General features: G+C 54.1%; 16 protein-coding genes. 8 read left to right on the top strand and 8 right to left on the bottom strand.

The window, feature by feature from the left end:
• Positions 1-52: 52 nt before the first annotated feature.
• Entirely contained in the window at positions 53-469 is a 417-nt protein-coding gene (locus ACR0M2_RS10090) for an AMP-binding enzyme (protein WP_480704958.1), read from the top strand.
• Positions 470-498: 29 nt separating this feature from the next.
• Here ACR0M2_RS10090 and ACR0M2_RS10085 read toward each other — a convergent pair whose 3' ends face one another.
• Positions 499-699 (bottom strand): hypothetical protein, encoded by a 201-nt coding sequence (locus ACR0M2_RS10085; protein ID WP_170350188.1) that lies wholly within the window; start codon positions 697-699, stop codon positions 499-501.
• A gap of 128 nt (positions 700-827) precedes the next feature.
• Here ACR0M2_RS10085 and ACR0M2_RS10080 point away from each other — a divergent pair, with 128 nt between their 5' ends.
• The 5 genes from ACR0M2_RS10080 to ACR0M2_RS10060 all read left to right on the top strand — a co-directional run bounded on the left by ACR0M2_RS10080 (position 828) and on the right by ACR0M2_RS10060 (position 7144).
• On the top strand, positions 828-2558 hold the full coding sequence (locus ACR0M2_RS10080) for a sensor histidine kinase (RefSeq protein WP_170411779.1): 1731 nt from the start codon (positions 828-830) through the stop codon (positions 2556-2558).
• Complete coding sequence (locus tag ACR0M2_RS10075) at positions 2555-3895, top strand: sigma-54-dependent transcriptional regulator (RefSeq protein ID WP_170411776.1); 1341 nt, start codon at positions 2555-2557, stop codon at positions 3893-3895. The genes ACR0M2_RS10080 and ACR0M2_RS10075 overlap by 4 nt, the downstream gene beginning before the upstream one ends.
• Before the next feature lie 125 nt (positions 3896-4020).
• Positions 4021-5031 carry a TRAP transporter substrate-binding protein DctP gene (gene dctP / locus ACR0M2_RS10070; RefSeq protein WP_170513056.1) on the top strand — a complete coding sequence of 337 codons (1011 nt, stop codon included), beginning with the start codon at positions 4021-4023 and terminating at the stop codon, positions 5029-5031.
• A gap of 68 nt (positions 5032-5099) precedes the next feature.
• Positions 5100-5732, top strand: a complete 633-nt coding sequence (locus ACR0M2_RS10065) for a TRAP transporter small permease subunit (RefSeq protein WP_480704909.1) — start codon at positions 5100-5102, stop codon at positions 5730-5732.
• Positions 5733-5743: 11 nt separating this feature from the next.
• Positions 5744-7144 (top strand): TRAP transporter large permease, encoded by a 1401-nt coding sequence (locus ACR0M2_RS10060; protein ID WP_170377243.1) that lies wholly within the window; start codon positions 5744-5746, stop codon positions 7142-7144.
• A gap of 164 nt (positions 7145-7308) precedes the next feature.
• On the opposite strand, the gene ACR0M2_RS10055 is transcribed toward ACR0M2_RS10060, so the two are convergent.
• Positions 7309-8271: a LysR family transcriptional regulator gene (locus tag ACR0M2_RS10055; protein ID WP_170550587.1), complete on the bottom strand. Its 963-nt coding sequence runs from the start codon at positions 8269-8271 to the stop codon at positions 7309-7311.
• Positions 8272-8387: 116 nt separating this feature from the next.
• On the opposite strand from ACR0M2_RS10055, the gene ACR0M2_RS10050 reads away from it, so the two are divergent.
• Positions 8388-9281: a dimethylarginine dimethylaminohydrolase family protein gene (locus ACR0M2_RS10050; RefSeq protein WP_170350195.1), complete on the top strand. Its 894-nt coding sequence runs from the start codon at positions 8388-8390 to the stop codon at positions 9279-9281.
• 856 nt (positions 9282-10137) lie between these two features.
• Here ACR0M2_RS10050 and ACR0M2_RS10045 read toward each other — a convergent pair.
• Genes ACR0M2_RS10045 through ACR0M2_RS10035 form a run of 3 tightly spaced genes read right to left on the bottom strand, consistent with a single transcriptional unit; the run spans position 10138 to position 14887 of the window.
• The gene (locus ACR0M2_RS10045) at positions 10138-11622 is read right to left on the bottom strand and encodes a SpoVR family protein (protein ID WP_480704906.1); all 1485 of its coding nucleotides are present in this window, start codon (positions 11620-11622) and stop codon (positions 10138-10140) included.
• Positions 11615-12937: a YeaH/YhbH family protein gene (locus tag ACR0M2_RS10040; protein WP_480704904.1), complete on the bottom strand. Its 1323-nt coding sequence runs from the start codon at positions 12935-12937 to the stop codon at positions 11615-11617. Before ACR0M2_RS10040 ends, ACR0M2_RS10045 begins: the two co-directional genes overlap by 8 nt.
• 15 nt (positions 12938-12952) lie before the next feature.
• Entirely contained in the window at positions 12953-14887 is a 1935-nt protein-coding gene (locus ACR0M2_RS10035; RefSeq protein ID WP_170359454.1) for a PrkA family serine protein kinase, read from the bottom strand.
• A 1112-nt stretch (positions 14888-15999) separates the two neighbouring features.
• Between ACR0M2_RS10035 and ACR0M2_RS10030 the strand changes: the two genes are divergently transcribed.
• Positions 16000-16848 carry a GlxA family transcriptional regulator gene (locus ACR0M2_RS10030; RefSeq protein WP_226688868.1) on the top strand — a complete coding sequence of 283 codons (849 nt, stop codon included), beginning with the start codon at positions 16000-16002 and terminating at the stop codon, positions 16846-16848.
• Here the strand turns inward: ACR0M2_RS10030 and ACR0M2_RS10025 are convergent.
• From ACR0M2_RS10025 to ACR0M2_RS10015, 3 genes are read right to left on the bottom strand one after another with little or no spacing between them, the layout of a single operon-like run.
• Positions 16826-17758, bottom strand: a complete 933-nt coding sequence (locus ACR0M2_RS10025; RefSeq protein ID WP_480704902.1) for a 3-hydroxyacyl-CoA dehydrogenase NAD-binding domain-containing protein — start codon at positions 17756-17758, stop codon at positions 16826-16828. The two genes, ACR0M2_RS10030 and ACR0M2_RS10025, sit on opposite strands and share 23 nt — an antisense overlap.
• Positions 17758-18492 (bottom strand): SDR family NAD(P)-dependent oxidoreductase, encoded by a 735-nt coding sequence (locus tag ACR0M2_RS10020; protein ID WP_480704900.1) that lies wholly within the window; start codon positions 18490-18492, stop codon positions 17758-17760. The genes ACR0M2_RS10025 and ACR0M2_RS10020 overlap by 1 nt, the downstream gene beginning before the upstream one ends.
• The gene (locus ACR0M2_RS10015) at positions 18492-19910 is read right to left on the bottom strand and encodes an aminobutyraldehyde dehydrogenase (RefSeq protein WP_480704898.1); all 1419 of its coding nucleotides are present in this window, start codon (positions 19908-19910) and stop codon (positions 18492-18494) included. Before ACR0M2_RS10015 ends, ACR0M2_RS10020 begins: the two co-directional genes overlap by 1 nt.
• Positions 19911-19918 lie beyond the last annotated feature (8 nt).

The raw sequence follows: 19918 nt of genomic DNA, 5'->3' as shown, positions 1-19918 counted from the left end.
GGCCGTCAACATTGCGGATTCACCTCTCTTGTTCTTTAGCGGCTACCTAAACATGGGCACCAAATCGATCGAGAACGGATACTATCTTACTGGGGACACAGTGGAGCGGGATGAACACGGATGTATAACGTTCGTTGGTCGGAACGACGACGTTATCACCTCTTCGGGTTATCGCATCGGACCGTTTGGCGTTGAAAGCGCTCTGATCGAACATCCCTCTGTAACGGAAACGGCGGTCGTAGGCGTTCCTGACAAGGAACGGACCGAAATAGTGAAAGCGGTAGTCGTACTGGCGGATGGCACAGAAGGTAATGATGCGTTGGCCGCGGAGTTGAAGGACTATGTCAAACAGCGCCTTTCTGCTCACGCCTATCCTCGGCTTATCGAATTCGTCAAAGAACTGCCGAAGACACCCAGCGGTAAAATTCAGAGATTTCTGCTTCGCCAAGCGAATGTCAGCGGTGCGTAATCAAGCTTCTCGAAGGCAAGCTCCTTCGTTCAACTGCATGCCAATTCTACCAGGCAGAGAACGACGGTTTTTCCCGCGTTGTGTAAGTTCGGTTTGAACAGGATTTTGCGTTCGCGGCGAAAGTCTGCAATGCGGGCTGCGACCGCAGCATCGAAACAAAGGGTTGGATGTCGGCTCTGGGCCGAATCTGCTTGCGGAATGCAAATAGTTGTTTCGGCATGTTCGTTCATTGCTTCGCGTTCTCTAAATACTCGGTCATTCTTGTTTGGCCTAAACATCCAAATGTTAGTTTAGTACTCTTGGGATGGACGGCTAATACCTACTGTGATCCTATGCCGTCGCAGTTCATGGGCATTCGATGCGAGCAGCTTCGTATATTGTAGGTATTTTGATAGCCATTGCCGCCAGCATTGGCCTTTATTTGGTTTCTTACCAGTACTTCGTTTCGGAGGAGCTTTCGAAAGCTCAGGGCCGACTCTCTCTTTACCAAAGCTCGGTAAACAGCGAACTCGAACGATTTTCCCACCTCACATATGTGCTGTCACAGGATTCCTTTGTAATTGGAACAGCTGAAGGAGACGGCACCGGAACTTTGAACCGACGCCTCGAGGATTTTGCGGAACAGGCGGGGCTGGATGCGATCTACTTGATGGACGAAGACGGGATCACGATTTCCGCATCGAACTACCGCGACACTGGGAGCTTTGTTGGCCAGAACTACGCTTTCCGTCCGTATTTCCAAACTGCCATTTCTGGTGAACAGGGCCGCTTTTATGCCATCGGGGCAACGACTGGTCTGCCAGGATACTTCATCGCCAACGCAGTGCTTGACGACCAGGGCGCTTCAACTGGCGTCATAGCGATTAAGATCGATTTCTCCAATCTTCAGGATAGTTGGAAAAACTCGGGCGAACAGGTTCTTTTGGCCAATGAAGACGGCGTTGTTCTGCTTTCTTCGAACTCGAACTGGCAATATCGCGCGTTGACGCCATTGTCAGAACCACAGCAAGAACGGATTCGAGATGCCAGGCAGTTCCCGGGGCAAGACTTAGATGCGTTGGACTGGATTGAGTTGCCGGGAGATCAGGCCAGAATTGCGGGGACGAAGCGCCTGCATCTTGCAGCTACGGATTTACCCCATGGCTGGTCGCTTCACTATTTTGCAAGTGACGATCAGGCCGTAGCGCGCAGTTGGCTTGTAACTGCAGTTTTTGTACTTTTGGCGGGGCTTACATTTATCTTTTTCCAGATACAACGCGCAAGGCGCGTAAGCGCGGCCTTAGTGCGGTCCGAAGAGGAAGAAGCAAAGCTGCGGGTGGCAAATGAAAGGCTCGCTATCGAAATCGACGACCGCAAGACAGCCGAGCGGAGCCTCAAACGCACCCAAGGGGAATTGGAGCGCGCAAGCCGACTGGCGGCTCTGGGGCAACTATCCGCGTCGGTCACGCATGAACTGGGCCAGCCGATCGCTGCGATGCGCAATCACCTGGTGGCAGAAGAGATCTCATCTTCCAGTGGGTCTAAGCTACCACAAAAAATTGGAAGTCTGGTCGACAGAATGGAAGGGATCACGCGCCAATTGCGGTTCTTCGCGCGCTCAGAGAGCGAGGCGTTCGACGACGTAGACTTATGCACCTCGGTCAATGCCGCGTTGGCTCTGGTTGCGCCAAACATCGAGCAGGGCAAGGTAAAAATCTCAGTTGATGCGCCGACCGGTCCGGTTTTTATCCGGGGCAGTGCACTGCGGATCGAACAAGTCATCACTAATCTTTTGCGCAATGCGATTGACGCGATGGACGAAGTGGATGCACCTGAAATCCATATCGCTGTCATAGCTACTGATGATGAAGCGGTGTTGGAAATTCAGGACAACGGTCACGGGTTGGGTGAGGCAACGCTGGCTGAGTTGCAAGAGCCATTTGTAACCACAAGAGAGAGCGGGAGAGGCATGGGCTTGGGACTGGCCATTTCCACCAGCATTGTCAAAGATCACGATGGCAAGATGACGGCCCGAAATCGTGATGGCGGCGGAACAGTTTTTCGTGTCACCTTCCCGATGGCCTCAATTACTAAAGAAACGAACGAATGACCCAGCGGCAACCCTTTAAAGTTCTGGTCGTCGATGATGACAAATCAATGAGACAGTCTCTTTTCGAGTTGCTCGAAGCCGCCGGCTGGACTGTTAGCGCCCTGTCGCGCGCGACCCACGTGATGGAGTATCTGGCCAGCGCGTCGCCCGATGTCATTCTGTCCGATGTGCGTATGCCGGGTATGTCGGGGCTTGAATTGCTGGCCAGTCTGGACAGACAGGTGGCGCCTCCGGTGGTATTGATTTCGGCACATGGTGACATCCCGATGGCGGTTCAGGCCATACAGGACGGGGCGTACGGGTTCATCGAAAAGCCATATGAACCACGGCGATTGCTTACGGTGCTGAGGCACGCAGCCGAACAAAACAGAATGCGAAGAAGCAATGCTCGCCTCAAAGACCGGCTGTTCAAACTGTCAGGCCTTGACCGCATCCTGCTGGGCCAAACAGACGCCATTACAGACTTGCGACAAGAAGTACTTGATCTTGCTGATACATCGGTTGCGGTTTTGTTGCAGGGAGATACGGGCACCGGGAAAGAGCTGGTTGCTCATGCTTTACATGATTTGGGCCGCTCGCCGGAGGCACCGTTTCTGGCATTGAATTGCGCTGCATTGTCGGCCGATACGTTTGAAGCGGAAATGTTCGGCATCGCGGGTAAATCCGACGGAAGGCTTGCGGCGGCGTCGGGAGGGACCTTGTTTCTGGACGAAATCTGCTCGTGCCCACCAGCGGCGCAGGCCAAGCTACTGAGGGTCCTCGAAGATCAGCAGGTGCTGCCGGTGGGGGCTGTGTCACCGGTGCCGGTAAGCTTCAGAGTCGTATCAGCAACCAACGAAGACGTTGTACTGGCAGCAGACGAAGGCCGCTTGCGTCAGGACCTTTTGTTTCGATTGAATACTGTCGTCCTGTCTCTACCTCCGCTACGTCAAAGACGGGATGATCTGGTTCTGTTGGCAACGCATTTCTTGAACGAATACGCAAAGGTTTATGAGATAGACGCGCCAGAACTCGATCAGGACGATTTGGCCGCTCTGCTTTCACATAGCTGGCCCGGCAATGTGCGTGAATTGCGCCATGTCTGCGAACGGCGCATTTTGGCGGCCCGACGCGGAGGAGGGTCGGTGGCGCAGGCCATCCAAAGCGATCAGCACTTCGACGAAGTGCCGGATACCCTACGCGAAGCGGTTGCTGCTTTTGAACGCGAGCTCATCGGCAAAGCCATCAAGGCGCATAAAGGCCGCATGGATGCCGCCGCCGAAGCGCTTGGGATCGGCCGACGGACGCTCAACGAAAAGATCGTCAAACTCGGTCTCGATAAAGAGGCGCTGTTGTAAGCGAAACCACTCTGCGGATATCCGCAGGGAAACAGAAATTCCTCGCGCATTTTCCTTCATAGGCAGGCTGCTGCGCATCCTGAATACTCTGCCCAAACACATTGCGTGATCTGGGAGGAGCCACTATGCGCAAACATCTTAACCGGGCGGCCATTGCAGCTTTGTCGCTGACCGTTGCATCCGAAGCACTGGCTGTCGAATGGAACGTTTCCCTGTGGGGCAAGCGTCGTGCCTTTACCGAACACGTCGAGAAACTTGCGGAGCTGGTGAACGAAAAGACGGGCGGTGAGTTCACGCTCAACATCAGCTATGGTGGCCTGTCGAAGAACAAAGAAAACCTCGATGGGATTTCGATTGGTGCGTTTGAAATGGCCCAGTTCTGCGCTGGCTATCACCGCGATAAGAACCCTTCGATCACTGTCTTGGAACTGCCGTTTTTGGGCGTGACATCCCTTGAACAGGAAGTCGACCTGTCGATGGCCGTTTATCAACATCCGGCCGTTGTCGAAGATCTGGCTCGCTGGGACGCGACTCTGCTGATGCCGTCTCCGCTGCCGCAGTACAACCTTGTTGGTGTCGGTGAAGCACCCAAATCCCTAACCGATTTTGAAGGTCTGAGCGTTCGGGCGACAGGTGGCATCGGCAAGGCGATGGAGACAGTTGGAGCAGTTCCGACCTCGATGTCTGCATCCGAAGTGCGTCAGGCAATGGACAGCGGCATCGTCAAAGCGGTCAGCTTTGCGCCACACGCGCATATGTCCTTCGGCACCATTGAGAATGGCACGTGGTGGACGACGAACCTCAACCCCGGCACCGTCAACTGCCCTGTCGTGGTGAACACGCTGGCACTGGAAGATCTGTCTGACGAACACCGCGAAGCTCTGCTGGGATCGGTGGAAGAGGCACTGGATCACTACGTGAGCCACTACCAGACCAAAACGATGGAAGCGTGGGGCCCTGAACTGGATCAACGCGGCATCGAACGGGTCACTTTCAGCGATGAAGAAATCGCAGCGTTCAAAGAAGCCGCTGCCGCCCCCGCGGCCGAGGCCTGGATTGCAGAAAACACCGAGCGTGGCCTACCAGCACAAGAGCTCTATGATCTTGTGACTGGGAAGATCGCAAACGGCAGCTAATCCACTCACAACCCGGCGTCGGTCAGGCTGGCGTCGGGTGCCTTTTCCCCTGACAGCGGAGCAAAACGATGGCCGGGTCATCCCTGGTGCTGTCTGACGACAGCCGTCTCAGCATTCTCGATCAACATCTCTACAAACTAGAAAGCTTTCTGGCCCTGATCAGCGGTCTTGCGGTTTTCTCGCTGATGGTCATGGCAGTAGTCTCCGTTGGTGGTCGGAATTTCGCCAATGCGCCACTTCCCGGTTACGTGGACTGGATCGAGCAGGCCATGCCGTTAATCGCCTTCATGGGGATTTCCTATGCGCAGCGTGATGGCGGTCATATCCGAATGGACATGGTTGTTGGAGCGCTTAGAGGCCGGACGCTCTATATCGTTGAGTTCGTCACAACCGCTGTCATTTTGGCGCTGATCGTCTTGCTGATCTGGGGGAGCTGGGCGCATTTCGCACGCAGCTTTGACTTTGGTGCTCCACTCTGGAGCCGCGACAGCTCCATCGACATAGGTATCCCGCTGTGGCCCGCAAAGCTGTTGGCCCCCGTTGCCTTTAGCGTGCTTTGCCTCCGGCTTTCTTTACAGCTCTGGGCCTACGGTCGCGCGATCCGGCACCCCGATCAAGCACCTATTGCCGTCCCGCTGATAGCTGACGCAGCCACTCAAGCTGCAATGGAAGCCGAGCACGTCTCGGGCCACGATAACTGAGGTTAAATCTGATGGAACCCATTGATATTGGTCTGATCGTCTCGGGCGGTATGCTTGTTCTTGTGGTGTTGGGGATGCGCGTGGCCTTCGCCGCCGCGACAGCTGGCATGGTTGGTCTGATCTGGATCTTCTGGGCCAAGTTTGGTTATGACCCGGCGCGGTTCGGCAAGGCAGTGACTGTGGCCGTCAAAACAGCGGGGCAGGTGCCGCACTCCAAGATTTCAAGCCAGGCGTTGAGCCTTATCCCGACTTTCATCCTGATTGGCTACCTCGCCTATTACGCGGGCCTGACCAAGGCACTGTTCGAAGCCGCGAAGCGTTGGCTGGCGTGGGTCCCCGGTGGGCTGGCGGTTTCGACCGTTTTCGCAACCGCTGGGTTTGCCGCGGTATCCGGAGCCTCGGTCGCCACTTCCGCTGTGTTCGCCCGTATCGCCATCCCCGAGATGCTGAAGATCGGATACGACAAGCGTTTTGCTGCAGGTGTCGTCGCTGCAGGCGGTACACTCGCTTCGCTCATCCCGCCTTCGGCCATTCTGGTCATCTACGCGATTATTGTCGAGCAGGACGTGGGCAAACTGCTGTTGGCCGGATTCATCCCGGGCATGTTCTCGGCGGTAATTTATGGCTTGCTGATCATTGGCATGGCCGTCGTTATCAAAGGATTTGGTCCCGCAGTCACCGGATTTACATGGAAAGAACGTTTCCTCTCGTTGCCGCCCGCATTGCCCATCGTGATTGTCGTCGTCACCATCATCTTCTTTGTCTACAACCCGTTCGGCGGCGATGCTTGGGGTACGCCAACCGAAGGCGGCGCAATTGGAGCATTTGTGGTGTTCCTGATGGCGCTGTATCAAGGCATGCGCTGGTCCGAGCTCAAAGACGCGCTTTTGGAAACTGCCAAGCTGAGCGTCATGATTTTCACGATCATCTGGGGCGTTTTGGTCTACGTTCGTTTTCTTGGGTTCGCCGAACTGCCAAGTGCGTTCTCCGACTGGATTACCTCGCTTGAGATGTCTCCGATGCTGATCCTGATCTGTATTCTTCTGGCTTACGCTGTACTGGGTATGTTCATGGACGCGATAGGTATGCTGCTGCTGACGTTGCCGGTAGTTTACCCCGCCGTCATGGCGTTGAACGGTGGCGAAACCGTAAGCGCAGCCGAAAGTACCTTCGGTATGTCTGGGCCTATGTGCGCCATCTGGTTTGGCATTCTGGTTGTCAAAATGGCTGAGTTTTGCCTGATCACCCCACCTATTGGGCTGAATTGCTTTGTCGTGGCCGGCGTTCGTGATGACCTAAGCGTTCAGGATGTTTTTAAAGGTGTAACGCCTTTCTTTCTGGCGGATGCTGCAACAATCGCGATGCTCGTTGCCTTCCCTGCTATCGTCCTATGGCTTCCTGGTCAGGTTTGAATGACATGGAATGATTTTGGAGTGCGGTATGCCGGTGCAGCTAAGGTCTGCATCGATCAGCTGCACTGCAGAATACATGAGACTTGTTCAATGGCCGGTTTGGGCCGTTCGATACACGTGAGAGTTCGGGCGGAAAGCGGTCATTCGCTGCGAGCGCAAGACTATCAGCCATTAGGGAGAGTAGCAGACCTTGCCCACAGAGAGGAATCTGAAGACAGATCAGATTTACATGCGCGTACAAGTAGTTCTGTGAAGGTCTTAACCACCAGATTTGGTTCGTCACCACGTTTGAGGACGAGCGTGATATGCGACTTCTGATCGAACCGACCATTTCCGACTGAGCGCATTCGTCCCTGACGTACCCAGATATCAGCCAAGCCTTCGGGAAGATAGCCGATGAAACGACCAGTCAGCACCAACATGGCAACGCCTTCGATCTGATGCGCTTTGGCTGTAGAGCGTAAGCCGCGTGAAACCGGCGCAACTTTTTGTTCGTTCAAATAGGCACGATTGCAAAAGTTTGCCTGAGAAAGAAATTCATCAACGGCGGCCTTCGTTTCTGCTTTGAACAAAGGATGGGTTTGTCCACAATACAGGCCAATTCGTTCCGTTTTCAGCGGCTCATATATCAACCCCGGTTTTTTATTGTGGAACACTCCGATGCCTAAAGCGATATGTCCGTCCTGAACCCCTATCTCGATATCGCCAGGCGCAACTGAATGCAATTCGATGGCCACATCTGGCGCAATACGAGCAAACTCTGACAAAGCTGGTACGATAGGCGCGTTGTCATTGAAAACCCAATTGTCGATTGCTCCGATAGTCAACCGACCGACCAGTTTCCCGCGCGTCCCGTCTACGGTTTCATTAAACAAATCCAATGCTGCAAAAAGCTTGCGAGAGGCTGCATAGACGATTTCTCCTTTGTCGGTTAGGCGGAACCCCTTGCGTCCTCGCTGGCACAGTCTCAGACCCAAACGCGTTTCGAGATCGGATATCTGGCGCGAAATCGTCGAAGCGGACACGTTCAAAACAACTTGTGCTGCCGAGAAACCGCGTGCTTCAACGACGACAGAAAACACGTGCAGCAGATGAATGTCGGCTTTCGATAAGGAAGGAGGCAGCATACATGACTTTTACTTGTACGTTTATGCAAATAGTATCACTTATTTTGTAATTTTATAATTGTAATTGCCGTGCCAAGCTTTGCAATACAAGGAATGAGACCAGAGGAAATGGCACCATGGCGTTGAACGCGGAAAATGCGCCCAATTGGGGAATCAACAACGATTACGCAAAACTCACGGATGTTCTGCTTGGTCGTCCTGAATACTTCAAATGGGTTGAAGCAGGCCCATTGATCGGTCGGACGTTGGCCAATGCGCACAAAACCGGCGCGATCTTTGATCTACAACAGGCGATGTCACAACATGCTGAAATGGTGTCGATTTACGAAGAAAACGGCGTGAACTGTCACTATCTGGACAGTGATCCGGTCCTTCACCGCAATTTCTTCGCCCGTGACAGCTCGGCGATGACCCCCTGGGGCGCTTTGATTTGCCATATGCAGTTGAAGTGTCGGCGTGCGGATTATGCCACCGCGATAAAATTCTATCAGGACAACAATATCCCGATTTGGAAATTTGCGACCGCAGGACACTTTGAAGGCGGTGATTTCAACATCATCGAACCTGGCCGTGTTCTAATTGGCTATTGTGGTGAGCGGTCTGAGCAAGAGGGATCGGAACAAGTAGCCGAATTTGTACGCGCCGAGGGTTGGGAGGCAGTCGTTGCCCCGATCAGTCGCGAGTTTGTCCACATGGACGGGTTAATCGTTCCGTTGGCCGAGAAACTTGCCGTGGCCTGCATTGACGCGATGGAGCCTTGGTTGGTGGATGTTATCAAAGGATGGGGCATTGAAATAGTTGATGTCGAGTTCCGCGAAGCCAAAAACCTCGGGGTTAATCTGGTGGCGCTAGGGGATAGCAAGGTACTGTCTATGGCTGGTGCTACCGACCTAAACGCAAAAATGCGGGCCCTTGGGTTCCAGGTCTATGATCCTGATATGTCGATGTTCACCTTGGGCGGCGGTGGCGTTCACTGCCTGTGTCAGGCCCTGCATCGCGAGGCCGCATGACCAATATCTGGGCATAAAAAATGATCGTCAGCGGCAATGTCCGATGGGCATGACATAAATCGGGGCACAGCCTGTTGGAGATTGCATACGTGTGGCCCAAACCGACGAAAACCGACTGGCGCGCAAGACATTCCGTCATATGTGATGAGGGTGGGTGCAATGTCAGTATGACCGGTCGGCCAATGTACTTGCCCGCGGGCTAGGCCTAAATCCAGATCTGTCGCCCATTGCCCTTGGCGGGCATCTAGACACGCAACAGCATGGAGGCATTCTAATGAGCAACTATTGTGTTTTTACAGGCTTGGAGATTGTGCACTTATTTAAGATCACCATACCTAAACGGACGCTCTGATAGATGTTGCCAACTGGGGTAAGGAAGTTGGATCACTGTTTGCGCCTGCCATGCTGAGTTCAGGCGTTTGCGCAGCGAGCTTTGATCTGGAATTGGCGCTAAGCCGTTCGGATGTGGATGGGCTTCGGGTTGCTAAAGAACTGGCCCCGTTTAGTTATTAGGTTGAAGTGACCTGTGGATCACCCCAGATCGGTGGGTTTCTTGACGCGGTTTTGTTGCATTAACCTTCGGTACAACAGAAGCATCGCTGTCCCAAACGTGAAGATAACAATAACTCGGCGCAATCTTTCCATAGCGCGTCGATATCCGCGCGACATTATCTTGATCAAAATGCTCTGGTACTGTCGCTGTCCGCTGTCGCCCTAAGATTGCCGTGGGGCTTTGGGAAACAGGACTGCAGACGCACCATCTGCGCATGGCTCAGCCAGAGAAGATCAGAAAGGTCACCGCTCATTCTTTGAACGATGAATCACGCCGCAAAGCGGATATCAATGGGTCCCGAACCTAGTTTTCAAACGCCACATCAAAACCCCAGATTTGCTGCAGATAGCCTAAAGTCGCTTCGGACGCCTTTTTGTTCAACGGCACACCATTGCGCACGGAGTGATTTAACCTGAGGTGACGATCGCCCATCAAGTCTACGTCAACGATCTGAATATCGGGATCGTGTTCCGAAACGTCGAAACCGTGCGCCAAGGTATCGCGCACTTGGTGATAACCGCGCTCGTCATGAATTGCGTCGACTGTATAGAAAGGTTTCCCTTCGTCATCGGTCAGTGAAAACATGCGGAATCGGCGCATGACATTGGGGCTGAGGAACTGTTGCACGAAGCTCTCGTCCCGATAGTTGGCCCAGGCATCCTTTAATATATCGCGCCACGCACCGCTTCCCGCTATGTCCGGAAACCATTCCCGGTCCTCCTCGGTCGGGTCGGTGCAGATGCGCTGGATATCCTGCATCATCGCGAAACCCAGCGCATAAGGGTTGATCCCCATCGCGTTCGGAGCGTCAAAGCCGGGCTGCGTCAGCACATTGGTATGACTGTGCAATATTTCCAGCATGGCGCCATCCGTCAGCAGACCGGCGCGGTGCAGCTTGTTGGTGATGTAATAGTGAACGAAGCAGGCGCACCCTTCATTCATCACTTTGGTTTGGCGCTGCGGATAGAAATACTGTGCTATGTTGCGAACGATACGCAAAACTTCACGTTGCCAAGACTCCAGAACCGGGCTGTGGCGTTCAACGAAATAAAGCAGATTTTCTTCTGGCAACCCCATTTCACGCTTGCGTTTCCGCGCCTCTTCATCGGTTTTCGATGACTGTGTGGGATGATCGAAGGCGTCCCACAAATAGTGTACCGCCCGTTCCTCTTCGATACGCCGCTCACGCTGTCTGGTTCTCTCATCCGCGAGTGATGAGTGGGGTGGGCGCCTATGCCGGAAAACGCTGGACGGCATGAGCGCGTGGGCGGCGTCCAGCAATTGCTCAACCTCGCGTTCCCCGTGCTGTTCTTCGCATTGGGCAATAAAGCCGCGCGCGTAGTCGAGGTAGTCGAGAATACCCTGTGCATCACTCCACTGGCGAAACAGGTGATTGTTCTTGAAGAAATGATTGTGCCCAAAGGCCGCGTGGGCAATCACAAGGACCTGAAGCGCCATAGTGTTGTCTTCGAGGCAGTACGAAATACAGGGATCGGAATTGATGACGATCTCATAGGCAAGACCGTTTGCACCTTTGCTGTAGGCTTTTTCTTCGTGAACGAAACGCTTCCCGAAGGACCAGTGCCTATACATGAGCGGCATCCCGGTCGACGAATAGGCATCCAGCATTTGCTGATACGAGATGATTTCTATCTGGTTGGGATAGACGTCAAGTTCGAGATCATCAATCGCCACACATTCGATCGCGTCAAAGCTGCGCTGGATGGTCTCGAAATCCCATTCCGCTCCGTCAAACAGCGGCGCCTTAGCTTCGGCAGGATCAGCCATTGGAAACTCCGTTCGTCTTGCGTGCAAACAGCTCGTGCAGAACCGGGTAGATGTCACTGGCGCGCGCGATCCGTTTCATGGCGAAGTTTGGCCAAGCCTCTGCGACCTGTCGGTACGAGCGCCACAGCTCCATACCATTGTCTTCGCTGTTCATCAGATTGGCTTCGGTCTCGTCGACGATCTCCGTATAGGCGAAATATTGGCACCACTTCATCAGTTCACTGTTCAGCAGGTCGGCGCACAGTTGCGAGTCTCCGCTGAAATTTTCACCATCCGATGCCTGCGCGGCATAGATATTCCACAGTGCGGACGGATAGCGGGCTTCGATAATCTTTTTCATCTCGTTAAGCGCGCTGCTCACGACCGTCCCACCGGTTTGGCGGGAGTGAAAGAAGGTATCTTCATCGACTTCCGCGGCAATCTGCGTGTGGCGGATAAATACTAGTTCGATCTTGTCGTAGCGTTGCTTGAGAAAAAGATGCAGGAGGACGAAGAACTGCTTAGCAAGGCTCTTCTCCCGCTCTCCCATCGAGGCCGAAACGTCCATCAGGCAGAACATCACCGCATTAGCTGCCGGTTCGGGGCGCATCTCGAAATACTTGTAACGTACGTCCAGCGGATCAATGTAGGGAATGATCTTGCGTCGCCGTAGCATCTTGTCGAGCTGCTCACGCAGCAACTGCCTTTCCGCCTTTCGCACCGCATCTGGTTTTTCCAACGCCTCCAATTCTTCAACCTGTTGCGTAAGAGCCTGTATCTCGGTGTTTGTCGGGCGCCGCATTGCGAGACGTCGCCCGAACGCATTGCGCATTGTTCGCGAAACACTGAGGTTGGCGGGCGTCCCAGCGGCAGTATATCCCATGCGGTGCGGTTTGGAGACGGCAACCTCTTTCAGACTGCGTTTTACCATGTCGGGCAGTTCGAGATCCTCGAAGAACATGGAAAGAAACTCGTCCCGCGACAGGACGAACATGAACTCGTCTTCGCCCTCTCCATCGGGTGCCCCCTCACGTCCGCCTTGCCCATCCTGACCCGACGGGGGTTTCTTGAGCCGGTCACCTGCCTTGAACGTCTTGTTTCCTGTTAGAACCCGGTGTCTGGAACCACCTTTGCTGTCATGTTGAAAATGCGGCTCCCCGATCCCTTCTGACGATACCGAGATATTTTCCTGCTGGTCGACATCAGCGATTTTCCGACGCCGCACACTTTCGTCAACCGCCTCTTTGACGGCAGATCGAACCCGACGCAGAAACCGCCTGCGGTTCCCAAGGTTCTTATCCTTGGGGTTTAGCCTTCGATCGATGAAATGGGCCATTTGAGCATAGACTCCTCATCCTGCCTTGTTGACCCGCATGTACCATTCAACCAGGCGCCTGACCTGACGGCGCGTGTAGCCGCGGCCGATCATGCGATCAATGAACTCGTTATGCTTGGCTTCGGTTTCCTTGTCCCGCTTAGCGCCAAAGCTGATGACCGGTAACAGATCCTGAATTTGGCCGAACATGCGCTTTTCGATAACCCTTCTCAGCTTTTCATATTTGCGCCAGTCAGGGTTACGACCGCGGTTGTTGGCCCGCGCGCGCAGCACGAATTTGACCACTTCGTTTCGGAAATCCTTGGGATTGGAAATTCCGGCCGGTTTTTCGATCTTTTCAAGCTCCTGTTCCAGAACGCCACGATTGAGAATCTGGCCGGTATCCGGATCCTTGAAGTCCTGATCCTCGATCCATGCATCTGCAAAAGAGATGTATCTGTCAAAAAGGTTCTGACCAAAGTCAGAATAGGATTCCAGATAGGCTTTTTGGATCTCGTTGCCGATAAATTCCGCGTATCGCGGCGACAGATCGTCTTTCATGAAAGATAGATACCGGCTTTCAATCTCGTCGGGGAATTGCTCGCGTTTCACTGCCTGTTCAAGAACATAAAGCAGATGAACCGGGTCGGCGCCCACTTCCTCGGTGTCGTGATTGAAGGTCTCGGACAGCACTTTGAAGGCAAAGCGGGTCGATGTGCCCGTCATCCCCTCGTCCACCCCGGCCGCATCCCGATATTCCTGCACTGACCGCGCTTTGGGATCGGTATCCTTCAGTGTTTCACCATCATAGACACGGAGCTTAGAAAATGTTGGCGAATTTTCATGCTCTTTTAGCCGAGTCAAAACACTGAACTGGCTCAGGATAGACAGCGTCTCGGGTGCGCAGGGAGATTCACCTAGGCTGCTTTCCTCAAGCAACTTCTCGTAAATCTGGGATTCATCCGAGGCACGTAGGCAATAGGGAACCTTGACCAAACTGATCCGATCCAGAAAGGCCTCGTTGTTCTTGTTGTTTTTGAACTGCTGCCATTCCGCTTCATTCGAATGCGCAACTATCACACCCTGGAAGGGGAAAGCACCGATATTCTCCGTACCAGCATATGACCCCTCTTGCGTGGCGGTCAGCAACGGATGTAAGACCTTGATCGGCGCCTTGAACATCTCAACGAATTCCATCAACCCCTGCGTGGTGCGGTTCAGAGCACCGGAATAGGAATAGGCGTCTGGGTCGTTCTGGCTGAATTCCTCCAGCTTGCGAATATCGAGTTTTCCGACAAGCGAAGAGATGTCCTGGTTGTTTTCATCGCCCGGTTCAGTCTTCGCAACGCAAATCTGGCGCAGTTTCGACGGGTAGAGTTTGACAACCGAAAATCTGGAAATATCGCCGTCAAATTCCTGCAGGCGTTTGACAGCCCAGGGCGAAATCAATCCGTTCAACAACCGTTTGGGGATATTGTATTTGTTCTCCAGCATATCCCCCATCCGCGCACGGTCGAAAAGGCCAAGCGGCGACTCAAAGATTGGGCTGATCTGGTCATCCGCCTTCAGTACATAAATCGGCTGCCGCTCCATCAGGTTCTTAAGGATCTCGGCAAGCGTTGACTTGCCCCCACCGACTGGACCCAACAGATAGAGGATTTGCTTGCGTTCCTCGAGACCCTGGCTGGCATGGCGAAAAAAGCCGACGATGCGCTCGATGGTTTCTTCGACGCCATATATGTCCTGGAAGGGCTTGTATCGCTTGATTGTTCGATTAAGAAATATGCGACTGAGCCGAGCATCCTGACTGGTATCAATAAGCTCGGGCTCGCCAATCGCGGCGATCATCCGCTCGGCTGCGGTAGCCCGCATAGTTGGGTCTTCACGACATTCCAGCAAATAGTCCTGCAATGTCATTTCGATGAGCTTTGTCCGCCCATACTCTTCTGCAAACTGCTCGAAAATCTCCATTTTCAAAAATTCCTCTAGGTTTCGTACTCCTTCGTCCCAGCGCGCTAAGTTCATCCTAGTCTACCACAAAACTGGTCCGTAATTGTCTAATTTCTAATCACAATTTGTTTCCCGTTCGTTGCTCCGTTGAAATTAGTATTGTTTGACGCCTGCAATATCTGCCACTACGCGACCCTTTTTGCCGGCTTGGTCGCGCCGCCGTTAGTGCGAGTAGAAACCTCTCGTGATCGGGCTGCGGAACATTTGCGGCTTAGTTTCGAGCGAACTCGAGTTCGACCTCTCGCGGGACGTCCCTAACGGCGGTGCGCGCGAGGCGGCGTCCCATCTTCACCATCCGATTTCTCAGGTTATTCGATCCGACATAGGTTCTGGTTTTTGACGTGCCTCTGTGCATCGGCCTCCAGCCCCATGCATCCGGCATACGGCCGACCCAGGGCGACGACATCGTTTACAGCGCTTGCCACTACGTTTGCTGGTGGCAGTGCATTGTAGGTGGGGATACTTTGACGGGGAAAACCTAAACACGGTCAATTCACGATCCAACGTGTTGTCTGCGCAAGAACACTACCATATCGCTGGGTGACCAATAAGTATGGTGTCAATAGAACTGACGCCGGTTGGAAAGTGAACAAGTTTAATGCGGATTACTCACCGACCGAGGTAATTCGAGTGCCGATTGCGTTGGACAATCAATGGCAGCTTTGTTCGCAAAGTAGACATTCAAGCAAGTTGCAGCAAACGACCGCTATGCGGACAGAGCGGGCCTTCGTCAAATTTGCGCCAAGGTCTGCTTGTGGTGCTTCTAAACTACTCCAGGACTGCTTTCTGTCCCCGGCAAGCTGTTGGTTTTGGAACTCTAAAAGACACCAAACAAATGAAAGAAAAGAAATCGATTTGATATTTTTGGACCTTACTTTACAAAATCAGCCATGGCGAAATCAATTGATCAAACGTTAGGCATCGTTGTTTTGGTGAGCCCGCATTTTAACGTTTCGGCAACGACATCTTTCATCGATCCTTTTAGAACTGCGAATTACCTGTCAGGATTGGTGCGGTTTTCCTGGACCTATGTTTCGGAGGTTGGTGGTCACATCGAATCCAGCAGCGGCCTGGTGGTTGATACTGCCCCTTTGGCAAACGTGGTCAGGGGCAAGCCTTGGCTCGTTCTCGTAAGTACAAGCTGGACGCCTGAACGCCACGGGACACGCCAGTTCAAGGCGGCTCTTCAAAAATGGGATGCAGGCGGTGCAATAGTTGGTGGGTTGGATACGGGTGCAATTGTGCTCGCGCAGGCTGGATTGCTAAAGGGCAAAACTGCGACAGTCCATTATGAGCATATCGATGCCTTCGCCGAAATTGCACCGGACACGACGGTATCTGAGAACATGTTTGTAACAGATGGCAAGATCTTCACATGTTGTGGAGGATCAGCGGCAACCGACCTTGGCTTGAGATTTGTCCATTCCGTCGCTGGCGAGAGCATCGCAAACGCCTCAGCGCGGTATCTGTTTCACCATGATGTGCGTGGGGAAGGTCAGTCACAAAACCCCAAGGATGTGGAGCCGCTTGGGTATGTCACATCTGGCGTTGTCCGAGATGCGATCGACCTTATGGAAGCGCATTTGGAGACCACGTTGTCAATTCCCGCTATATCTCAACAGTTAGGCGTTTCACAGCGGCAACTGGGCCGATTGTTCCGGCAGTATGTTCAAAAGTCACCCGTCGAATACTACAGAGATATCCGCCTTGATCGAGCGCGTGGCCTCGTCACGCAAACCGAGCTGAAATTCAGCGAGATTGCAGAGGCGTCGGGGTTCAACGGTCAAGTGCATTTCAGCCGCGCTTACCGCAACCGGTTCGGCCTGACGCCCACTGCTGATCGCATTGAAGGTCGTGTGCCGTTCGAGTTTCGCGCCTGGCCAATGTTCAAGCCTGACATTAGGTCCGAAGGTGTCTCGTAGCCTTCTGCATAGCTGTCAGCATCTCATCACGCTGCGCTGAGAGTTCCTCGGTGCTTTGCCCGTGTGCATGCGCTGTCATTTCATCGACCAGTTTTCTGATCACATCATCGTCTAAGCGTGGATCACCCAGATCGTCCCACCAGCTGTTGAACGTGTCTTTGAAGTGGTCACAAAAAGCCTGCAAACCGCCTGCGCCCGCGCCCAAGTGAAAAAGAGTGGTTGGTCCCATTGCGGCCCAACGCAATCCCGGTCCGGCCCACATCGCTTTGTCTATGTCTTTGACGCTGGCAACACCTTCAACGGCCATATGAACGGCCTCTCGCCAAACTGCGGCCTGCAACCGGTTGGCTACATGCCCCGGCATGCCTTTCTTGATGCGGATCGTGACTTTCCCGATGTCATTGTAGAACGCTTCTGTGCGGTCCAGAATGTCTGATCCGGTGGCCTTATTCGCTGTCAGTTCCACCAGCGGGATCAGATGCGGCGGGTTGAAGGGGTGGCCAAGAATAAGTGGCGCGGGATCGCGCCACCCTTCTTGGAGCGCTTCGAGCGTCAGACCCGATGTCGAGCTGGAGACAATTGCGTCAGCAGCCAGCGCGGGCTCAATCTCCGCATAGATTGCATGCTTGATGGGCAACCGCTCAGGCGCGTTTTCCTGAACGAATTGCGCCTCTGTGACGGCCTCGGCAGCGGTCGCCACAAAGGTGATGGCGTCAGGTGTCGCGCGCTCAGTTAAGCCTAGGTCTTCCAGCGCAGGCCATGCGTTTTCAACGTAGGAACGCACGGCGTTCTCAGCGTTTTCGTCAGGATCAAAGACAGTTACGTTCCGGCCCGAGGCGAGGAACAATGCCGCCCAGCTTGCCCCGATCACACCGGCTCCAAGAATGGCGGTTCTTTCAATCTGAGACATCAGAACAACCCCGGATTAAGAGGAGAGGCCGCTGTCATGCCACCGTCAACAGTAAACAATTGGCCCGTTGCAAACGATGCATCGTCAGAGGCCAACCACAAAGCCATTGCTGCTATGTCAGCAGGTTTGCCAAAGCGTTTGACCGCGTGCCGTGCCAATGCGTCGGTCTTCGCTTTCTGAGGGTCTTGGGCAAGCTCAAACCCTGCATCTAGCATGCCGGTTTCAATCCAGCCCGGACAGATCGCATTGCAGCGAATTGCCGGTCCGTGATCAACCGCGATGGACCTGGTGAGCCCGTGCACAAAAGACTTTGACGCATTATAGAGCGCCATCGACGGGTCCGCGACATTGCCCGAGATCGACCCGAGGTTGATAATGGAGCCACCCTCCTGCATTTGCGGAATGAGTGCCCGGCAGACATTGAAAACGCCCTTTGCATTCGCTCCCATAACCAAATCCCAATCGGCGTCAGTGCTGTCCACAACAGTCTTTTCAACCTGGACGCCAGCGTTGTTTACGATGACGTCCAATACACCCAGCTCTTGCGCAGCTTCGCCAACGGCGGCGGCATCTGACACATCCAAAGATATCCAATCAGTACTCAAACCATCCGGCTTTGGTCCCCGACCACAGGTGATAACGTCCGCACCCTCGGCCATGAAGGCCTCTACGATAGCGCGCCCGATGCCCTGCCTGCCGCCTGTAACGAAAGCGCGTTTGCCAGCCAACCGCATCAGTGCGCGACCATCACATGGCGCACGGCGGTATAAGCGTCCAAGGCGTAGACCGACATATCACAACCAGTGCCAGAGCTCTTCATCGCGGCCCAAGGCATTTCAGGCGTGGCAACACCATGCGTGTTCACCCACGTAAAGCCATAGCGCAACTTCGAAGACATCCGCATCGCGCGACCGGTATTGTTGGTCCAGACGGATGAGGCCAAACCAAACGGGCCTGCATTTGCCACCTTGAGCGCCTCTTCTTCGTCGCCAAACCGCGAGATGGTCACGACAGGACCGAAGATCTCGTTGCAGAATACCTCGGCATCATGCGCCACATTGATCAGCACGGTGGGTTCATAAAAGAAACCTGGTCCGTCGATCATGTTGCCTCCCAATACAACGTCGCAGTTATCGCGCGCTCGGTCGACAAACCCCGCTACAGCGTTGCGTTGCGCGGCCGAGATGATCGGCCCCATTTCGGTGCCTTCGGCCTTTTGAGCCCCAACTTTGATCTGGCTGACCTGATCAACAACGGCGGCGACGACCTTGTCATAGACCTCATCAGCGACAAGCAAACGGCAGGGCTGTGCACAGTCCTGACCGGCGTTGAAGAACGAACCATAGCGCACAGTTTCGGCAACCGCATCGATATCAGCATCGTCAAAAACAATGACCGGGGCTTTCCCGCCCAGTTCCAGATGCACATGGCGGATTTGACGAGAGGCTGCAGCCATCGCGGCAGAACCCGTCGCGTTGGAACCCGTGATCGAGATCGCCTCAGTCCGTGGATCGTTGATCATCTGCTCGCCAATCTCACGACCGGGGCCGTGCAGCACGTTTACCACCCCTTTGGGCGCAACACCTGCGATCAGCTCGGCGGCTTTCAGCGTGGAAAGCGGCGTCAGCTGCGAGGGCTTCAGCGTGACCGGGCAGCCAGCTGCCAATGGCGCTGCCAGCTTCCAAGCCGCCATCATCAGCGGATAGTTCCATGGCGCAATCGCGGCTACGGGGCCAACCGGATCCTTGCGGATCATGCTGGTATGACCGGCCACATATTCGCCCGCAGTAACGGCAGACATCGTGCGCGCCGCACCGGCAAAGAACTTGAATGTGTCCAGCGTCAACGGCATTTCGTCATCCAAAGCCGAGGGCCAGGGCTTACCGGCATCCAAGCTTTCCAGCTCCGCCAGTTCCTCGACATGCTCTTCCAAGACAGTTGCGATATTGGTCAAAAGCTCAGAACGTTCTGCAGGGCTGGTCTGGCCAAATGTCTCAAAGGCTTCGTGGGCCCCTGCGGCCGCAGCGCTTGCCTGTTCGGACGTCGCGGAATTGATCTTGCAAATCTCTTCGCCCGTGGCTGGGTTCACGACAAAGATCGGCGCGCCGCCCCCTTCAACCATTTCGCCATTGATTAACATCTTTGTCTGCATGTGGTCCT

Source organism: Ruegeria sp. BE10, assembly GCF_056538905.1.
This window is presented reverse-complemented; position numbering and strand designations above follow the sequence as displayed.

Bases quoted from the DNA above. Each gene is read 5' to 3' on its own strand.
- ACR0M2_RS10090 (WP_480704958.1), top strand. From the start codon at position 53: ATGGGCACCAAATCGATCGAGAACGGATACTATCTTACTGGGGACACA.
- ACR0M2_RS10085 (WP_170350188.1), bottom strand. From the start codon at position 699: ATGAACGAACATGCCGAAACAACTATTTGCATTCCGCAAGCAGATTCG.
- ACR0M2_RS10080 (WP_170411779.1), top strand. From the start codon at position 828: ATGCGAGCAGCTTCGTATATTGTAGGTATTTTGATAGCCATTGCCGCC.
- ACR0M2_RS10075 (WP_170411776.1), top strand. From the start codon at position 2,555: ATGACCCAGCGGCAACCCTTTAAAGTTCTGGTCGTCGATGATGACAAA.
- dctP (WP_170513056.1), top strand. From the start codon at position 4,021: ATGCGCAAACATCTTAACCGGGCGGCCATTGCAGCTTTGTCGCTGACC.
- ACR0M2_RS10065 (WP_480704909.1), top strand. From the start codon at position 5,100: ATGGCCGGGTCATCCCTGGTGCTGTCTGACGACAGCCGTCTCAGCATT.
- ACR0M2_RS10060 (WP_170377243.1), top strand. From the start codon at position 5,744: ATGGAACCCATTGATATTGGTCTGATCGTCTCGGGCGGTATGCTTGTT.
- ACR0M2_RS10055 (WP_170550587.1), bottom strand. From the start codon at position 8,271: ATGCTGCCTCCTTCCTTATCGAAAGCCGACATTCATCTGCTGCACGTG.
- ACR0M2_RS10050 (WP_170350195.1), top strand. From the start codon at position 8,388: ATGGCGTTGAACGCGGAAAATGCGCCCAATTGGGGAATCAACAACGAT.
- ACR0M2_RS10045 (WP_480704906.1), bottom strand. From the start codon at position 11,622: ATGGCTGATCCTGCCGAAGCTAAGGCGCCGCTGTTTGACGGAGCGGAA.
- ACR0M2_RS10040 (WP_480704904.1), bottom strand. From the start codon at position 12,937: ATGGCCCATTTCATCGATCGAAGGCTAAACCCCAAGGATAAGAACCTT.
- ACR0M2_RS10035 (WP_170359454.1), bottom strand. From the start codon at position 14,887: ATGGAGATTTTCGAGCAGTTTGCAGAAGAGTATGGGCGGACAAAGCTC.
- ACR0M2_RS10025 (WP_480704902.1), bottom strand. From the start codon at position 17,758: ATGTCTCAGATTGAAAGAACCGCCATTCTTGGAGCCGGTGTGATCGGG.
- ACR0M2_RS10020 (WP_480704900.1), bottom strand. From the start codon at position 18,492: ATGCGGTTGGCTGGCAAACGCGCTTTCGTTACAGGCGGCAGGCAGGGC.
- ACR0M2_RS10015 (WP_480704898.1), bottom strand. From the start codon at position 19,910: ATGCAGACAAAGATGTTAATCAATGGCGAAATGGTTGAAGGGGGCGGC.